Origin of the sequence: Acinetobacter sp. YH12155 (assembly GCF_013418255.1) — a bacterium.
GTDB classification, from domain to species: Bacteria; Pseudomonadota; Gammaproteobacteria; order Pseudomonadales; family Moraxellaceae; genus Acinetobacter; species Acinetobacter indicus.
The window spans coordinates 290,890-296,889 of sequence record NZ_VPCK01000002.1 but is presented as its reverse complement, the minus strand read 5'-3'; the positions used below and the strand labels follow the sequence as shown (position 1 = coordinate 296,889).

The window sequence follows — 6,000 nt, the reverse complement described above, 5'->3', positions numbered from 1 at the left end:
CTCATGAAATACGGTATTCTGATGTGACAAAACCTGAATCCTGGTCGTTAAAGTGTTTGTTTGCACTCATATTTTAACTGTTAGGACTCAGGTTTTTTTATTTAAAGCAAACTATGGGACAGCAGTGTCCAACCGGGCGCTTTTTTTGTAGCAAAAAATCTTTGCTGCTTTTATCGACATTTTGTTCAATTCATGGCTTAATCTTGGCTAATAATAAAACCCGGAAGGGCTGAAGTGCCGAATTTTCTTTACAATTCTGAACTTAAGTCTAATTTCGACATTTCAAAAACTTTATACACTGTAGGTTATATATTTCGCTTAATGATAATGTCACATCCTAAGATTATTTTATTTTTAAATAGCAATATTTATTTAATAAAAAATGATCACTATTTAGCAATGTGATAATACTATTCAGCCAAATATAAATCGGTATACTAGAATCTCTTGTATAAAAAGTAGCAATATCAGGAAAGACAATGACTGCACGTATTCAAAAAGGCAAGTTAGCGATTGCTAAAGAACTTTACGATTTCATCGAAAATGAAGCATTACCAGGTTCTGGTTTAGACAGTGACACCTACTGGAAAAACTTTGAGCAAGTCGTTGTCGACCTTACGCCTAAGAACAAGGCATTGCTTGCCAAACGTGATGATCTGCAAGCGAAGATTGACGAATGGCATCGCAATAACACATTTGAACTAGAAGCTTACAAAGCCTTCTTGTCTGAAATTGGCTACTTATTACCAGAAGTAGAAGATTTTCAAATTACGACTGAAAATGTAGATGAAGAAATTGCATTACTGGCAGGCCCACAGTTAGTTGTCCCTGTACGTAATGCGCGTTACTGCCTGAACGCAGCCAATGCACGTTGGGGTTCTCTATATGACGCACTATACGGCTTTGACGTAATCTCTGAAGAAGATGGCGCAGAAAAAGGCAAAGGCTATAACCCGAAACGTGGTGAGAAAGTTATCGCATTCGCGAAAAACTTCCTGGATGAAACTTTCCCATTGGCGCAAGGTTCACACGCAGATGCAACAAAATATGCGGTTGAAGGCAATGCACTGGTTGTTAGCCTGAAAGATGGCTCAACTACGACTGTTGCAGATGCTGCTAAATTTGTCGGTTATAACGGCGAAGCGGCTGCACCAACTGAAGTTGTGCTGAAAAATAACGGCCTGCACGTCATCATCCAGATTGATGCCAACAGCCCAATTGGCCAAACTGATGCTGCTGGTGTTAAAGACGTAGTTCTTGAAGCTGCTGTAACGACAATTCAAGACTTGGAAGACTCAATTGCAGCTGTAGATGCTGAAGAAAAAGTTGAAGGCTACCGTAACTGGTTAGGTCTAATGAAAGGTACTTTATCAGAGTCAATCGAGAAAAATGGCAAAACCATGACTCGTACATTGAACGCTGACCGTACTTTCAAAAACCTAGAAGGCGGTGAAACTAAAGTTCATGGTCGTTCATTAATGTTACTACGTAACGTAGGTCACTTAATGACTAACCCTGCAATTTTGGTTGATGGTCAAGAAATCTATGAAGGGATCATGGACGCATTGATCACTCCATTATTGACTTTTGCTGACATTCGCGGTGAAAACACGATCAAGAACTCACGTCAAGGTTCTATGTACATCGTGAAGCCAAAAATGCATGGTCCAGATGAAGTTGCATTTGCAGTTGAATTGTTTGAACGTGCTGAACAAGTACTTGGCTTGCCTGCGAAGACTTTAAAAATCGGTATCATGGATGAAGAACGTCGTACTTCTGTAAACTTGAAAAACTGTATTGCTCAAGCTAAAGACCGTACTATCTTCATTAACACTGGTTTCATGGACCGTACAGGTGACGAAATCCATACCTTCATGGAAGCAGGTCCATTCGTTCGTAAAGGCGAAGTAAAAGGTCAAATTTGGTTCCCAGCGTATGAAAACCGTAACGTGATGATTGGTTTGAAAGCAGGTTTACGTGGTAAAGCACAAATTGGTAAAGGCATGTGGCCAAAACCAGACATGCTTTTAGACATGTACAAAACCAAAACTGAACATCCTGAAGCGGGTGCAAGCTGTGCATGGGTTCCATCACCTACAGGTGCTGTGATTCACGCTATCCACTATCACCAAGTGAACGTAGCAGACCGTCAACAAGAATTGTTGGCAACTGAGCCTTTATCTTTAGATGACTTGTTAACTCCGCCATTGGCGAAAGACACTAACTGGTCTGACGAAGAAAAAACTAAAGAGCTTGAAAACAACTGTCAAGGTATCTTGGGTTACGTTGTACGTTGGGTAGATTTAGGTGTAGGTTGTTCTAAAGTTCCAGACATCAACGATGTTGGCTTGATGGAAGACCGTGCAACGTTACGTATTTCTTCACAACACGTTGCCAACTGGTTACGTCACGGTATCGTGACACGTGAGCAAGTTGAGGAAGTAATGCAGCGTATGGCTAAAATTGTGGATGAGCAAAATGCCAACGATCCATTATATACGCCAATGTCTAACGACTTTGAGAACAACATCGCATTCCAAGCTGCGTCTGACTTAATCTTTAAAGGTGGTGAGCAACCTTCTGGTTATACAGAGCCACTTTTACACGCTGCGCGTTTAAAATTAAAAGGTTATACAGGTGACTAATCCTGAATTTGCCTGATCTAAAAAGCCTTCTTCGGAAGGCTTTTTTTTTATGGCAATAATTACACACCGAACAGCACTAGAACTTTCTGTGCAGACCTTTTAGAGTGAAGGAAATCATCAAAATCTGGAAGATGTTATGGGCGCGTATCAATTTCTTGATCAACAGTTTATTGCCGGTGAATGGATCAAGGGCACTTCAACCCGAATCCTGGACAATCTGAATCCTTATACCCAAGAAAGCATTTTAAAATTACAAGGTGCCAGTATTGTCGATGTCGACAGTGCCTATGCGGCGGCTTTGGAGTATGCCGCAAAGTGGGCAGACAGTTCAGCTGAAGCACGAAAAAACCTGCTGCTGCGTGTGATTGAGATTATTCAGGCGCGTCGGGAGGAAATTATCGACTGGCTGATTCAGGAATCGGGCAGTACCCGTTTAAAAGCCAATATTGAAGTCGATGCAGCAATAGGCATTTTAAAAGAAAGCTCGACTTTCCCGGAGCGCATGTTAACTCAGGAACTACCATCTCCCGATCCGACCCGTCAAAGCTATGCGGTACGTAAACCGCTGGGTGTGGTGGCGGTAATTAGCCCATGGAATTTTCCTTTTCATTTAAGTATGCGTTCGGTGGCTGCAGCACTGGCGCTGGGCAACACTGTGGTACTGAAACCGGCCAGTGATACGCCAATTACCGGTGGCCTGCTACTGGCGAAACTGTTTGAAGAAGGCGGTGCTCCGATGGGCAGCCTTAGTGTGCTGGCAGGTGCAGGTAGTGAAATTGGTGATTATTTTGTTGAACATGAAGTGCCGAAACTGATTTCCTTTACTGGTTCTACCGAAGTGGGCAAGCGCGTAGGGCAATTGGCAGTGGGTAGCCCGAATTTAAAACGGCTGGCGCTGGAGCTGGGCGGAAACGCACCTTTGGTGGTGCTGGATGATGCCGATCTGGACTTGGCAGTAGAACTGGCGGTGATGGGGCGCTTTTTGCATCAGGGCCAGATTTGTATGAGTACCAACCGCATTATTGTCGATGCAAAAGTGCATGACAGTTTTGTTGGTAAATTGGTTGAACGCAGTAAAAGCATTCCTTTTGGTGATCCAAATGATGAGGCTACGGTGATTGGCCCAATTATTAACCGCGATCAGGTGCAGAAGATTCAGCGTATTATCCAGCAAGGGCAAGAGGCCGGTGCGACACTGGTACTGCAAGGTGCCACGCGCGGTCATGTGATTCCACCGCATATTTTTATTGATGTTGACCCGGCGTCGAGTCTGGCGCAAGAAGAAAGTTTTGGGCCGGTACTGCCCGTGATTAAAGCACAAAATGAGGCCGAAGCACTGATGCTGGCCAATGCCACACGTTTTGGCTTATCGAGCGCGGTCTGTAGCGCCAATATTGAACGTGCCAAAGCTTTTGCTTTAAAGATTGACGTCGGGATGACGCATATCAATGCCATTACCGTAGCCGATTATCCGAATGCACCTTTTGGCGGTGAGAAAAATTCAGGTCTGGGACGTTTTAATGGTCAATGGGTGTTGGAGGAGTTTTGTCGCACCCACTGGTTAACGCTACCCAGTTAAAGCACAGACGCAACTTAACCGCCTGAAGGCGTATAATAGAGCTGTCTAAACTGAGCAGCCATATTGTCATGTGTGCCAACTTTAAACCGCTTACACCACAACAGCGACAGGATTTAAATCTCCCGGATATTCCTTTTGAATATGAAGATGAGGTCTATCCGGGTTATCACTTGCCTTTACTGTTCAAATCTGAACAGGGACTGGAATGGCGTAAGGTGATGTTTGGTCTGGTGCCGAAGTGGGCGGAAGATAAGAGTATTGCCCATAAAACCTATAATGCCCGTAATGAAACCCTGTTACAGAAACCCAGCTTTCAGGAAGCGGTGCTGAAACGCAAGTTTGGGGTCATTCCGGTAACGGAGTTTTATGAATCCAAATATATTGACAATAAACCGCAGCGCTGGGGCGTGCGCCGTAAAGATGGGCAGGCGTTTTATATTGCGGCTTTATATGAAATTTGCAAAATTCAGGATGAGATTATTCGTTCCTGCACCATGATTACCATGGACGCGATCGACCACCCAATGATGAAAGACTTTCATGAGCCGGGCAATGTCAAACGTTCGGTGATTGTGATTCCACATGCACGTTTACAAGAATGGCTTGGCCAAACTCAGCCGGATATTCAGCGTTTTGTCGAAGGCTTTCCAGTTGAAGAGTTTGAATGCTCGCATGTGCCAAAAATAAAAATCGAAAAAGTTAGTCCCCAACTGAACTTTTTCGATTCTTTGTCATAAGCAGTGTGTAGAATGCTGGATGATTAACGCGATAAGTTATTAAAAATATGACGCAAACTGTCCATCATTTTTTCAATCTGTAGCGGGGTTAAACCTTCAAAGGACTGTTCCAGTACTACACCGGTCAGATCATTGATTTTTTCGGTCATGGCATGGCCCTGATCGGTCAGAATAACCCGGGTGATGCGCGCATCATCTTCACAGGAGTAGGTCTCCACCAGGCCTTCTTCTTTCAGGCGATAGACAATTTTGGTGGTGGTCGACATCTTTGATACCACCATGTCTGACAGGTCGGAAACGCTGGCATTCGGTTTGGCTTTTAGCGCAATCAGAATGCGGCGGCGTGAGTTATCCAGACCATATTTCTTGAGTGCATGATCGACATTTAACACATATTGAGCATGGACTTGGGTTACCCAGTAATAAGGAAACTGCTCAATATTGAAGTCTTCAGTAGAAGGCAGAAATTTGGAATATTTCTTGGTCATTTAGTTATTCCTTGCATTTTTAATTGTATTTGTGTGAAATCCCATCACATTTTATTTGAAATGTCATATGCTTAGCAAGTTGTTTTAATCGTATTCGTCAATAAAAGGCTGAGGCAAAGCGTTTTTATCGGGAGATCAGCTGGCTTAGACCGGAATAGTTAGGGAGAGATCATCCCTATTTTAGTCCTGATAAATGGTCATAATCTTCTGTGTAAACTTCAGTATTTCATCTTAAAGATGCGTATTTTTAAAGTATGAGTAATGACGATGCGCGTTTTATCCAGCAATCATTCTGCCCAAAACACCCCAAGGTCTTGTCTCCTAAAAAACAACCAATTTCACTTGATCTTAATTGGCTGTTTTTTTCTGCTTGAAATAGCAACTGATAGAGCGTGACACCTCTCTCGCGCAGTACTTTGATAAACGTATATTTGTTGTATTGTCATATATTTTTATCCGTTATTTTTGCATGAAAATGATCATGATGCTGTTAAGAGTAAAGCATTTGAGTCAGGGACTTGCTTATCTTTCTTCAGGACTTATTTTCAAGC

The 6,000-nt window shown here is 43.0% G+C and carries 4 protein-coding genes; 3 read left to right on the top strand and 1 reads right to left on the bottom strand.

All coding sequences use genetic code 11. The features are described from left to right. Positions 1-479 precede the first annotated feature (479 nt). The 3 genes from FTU86_RS02785 (at position 480) to FTU86_RS02775 (ending at position 4,961) form a co-directional block, all read left to right on the top strand. Positions 480-2,645, top strand: a complete 2,166-nt coding sequence (locus tag FTU86_RS02785; protein ID WP_180036312.1) for a malate synthase G — start codon at positions 480-482, stop codon at positions 2,643-2,645. A gap of 136 nt (positions 2,646-2,781) precedes the next feature. Continuing rightward, positions 2,782-4,224: an aldehyde dehydrogenase family protein gene (locus FTU86_RS02780; protein WP_180036313.1), complete on the top strand. Its 1,443-nt coding sequence runs from the start codon at positions 2,782-2,784 to the stop codon at positions 4,222-4,224. Positions 4,225-4,292: 68 nt separating this feature from the next. Then, complete coding sequence (locus FTU86_RS02775) at positions 4,293-4,961, top strand: SOS response-associated peptidase (RefSeq protein WP_005177558.1); 669 nt, start codon at positions 4,293-4,295, stop codon at positions 4,959-4,961. 23 nt (positions 4,962-4,984) lie between these two features. On the opposite strand, the gene FTU86_RS02770 is transcribed toward FTU86_RS02775, so the two are convergent. Further along, the gene (locus FTU86_RS02770) at positions 4,985-5,449 is read right to left on the bottom strand and encodes a MarR family winged helix-turn-helix transcriptional regulator (RefSeq protein WP_005177561.1); all 465 of its coding nucleotides are present in this window, start codon (positions 5,447-5,449) and stop codon (positions 4,985-4,987) included. Positions 5,450-6,000: the final 551 nt, after the last annotated feature.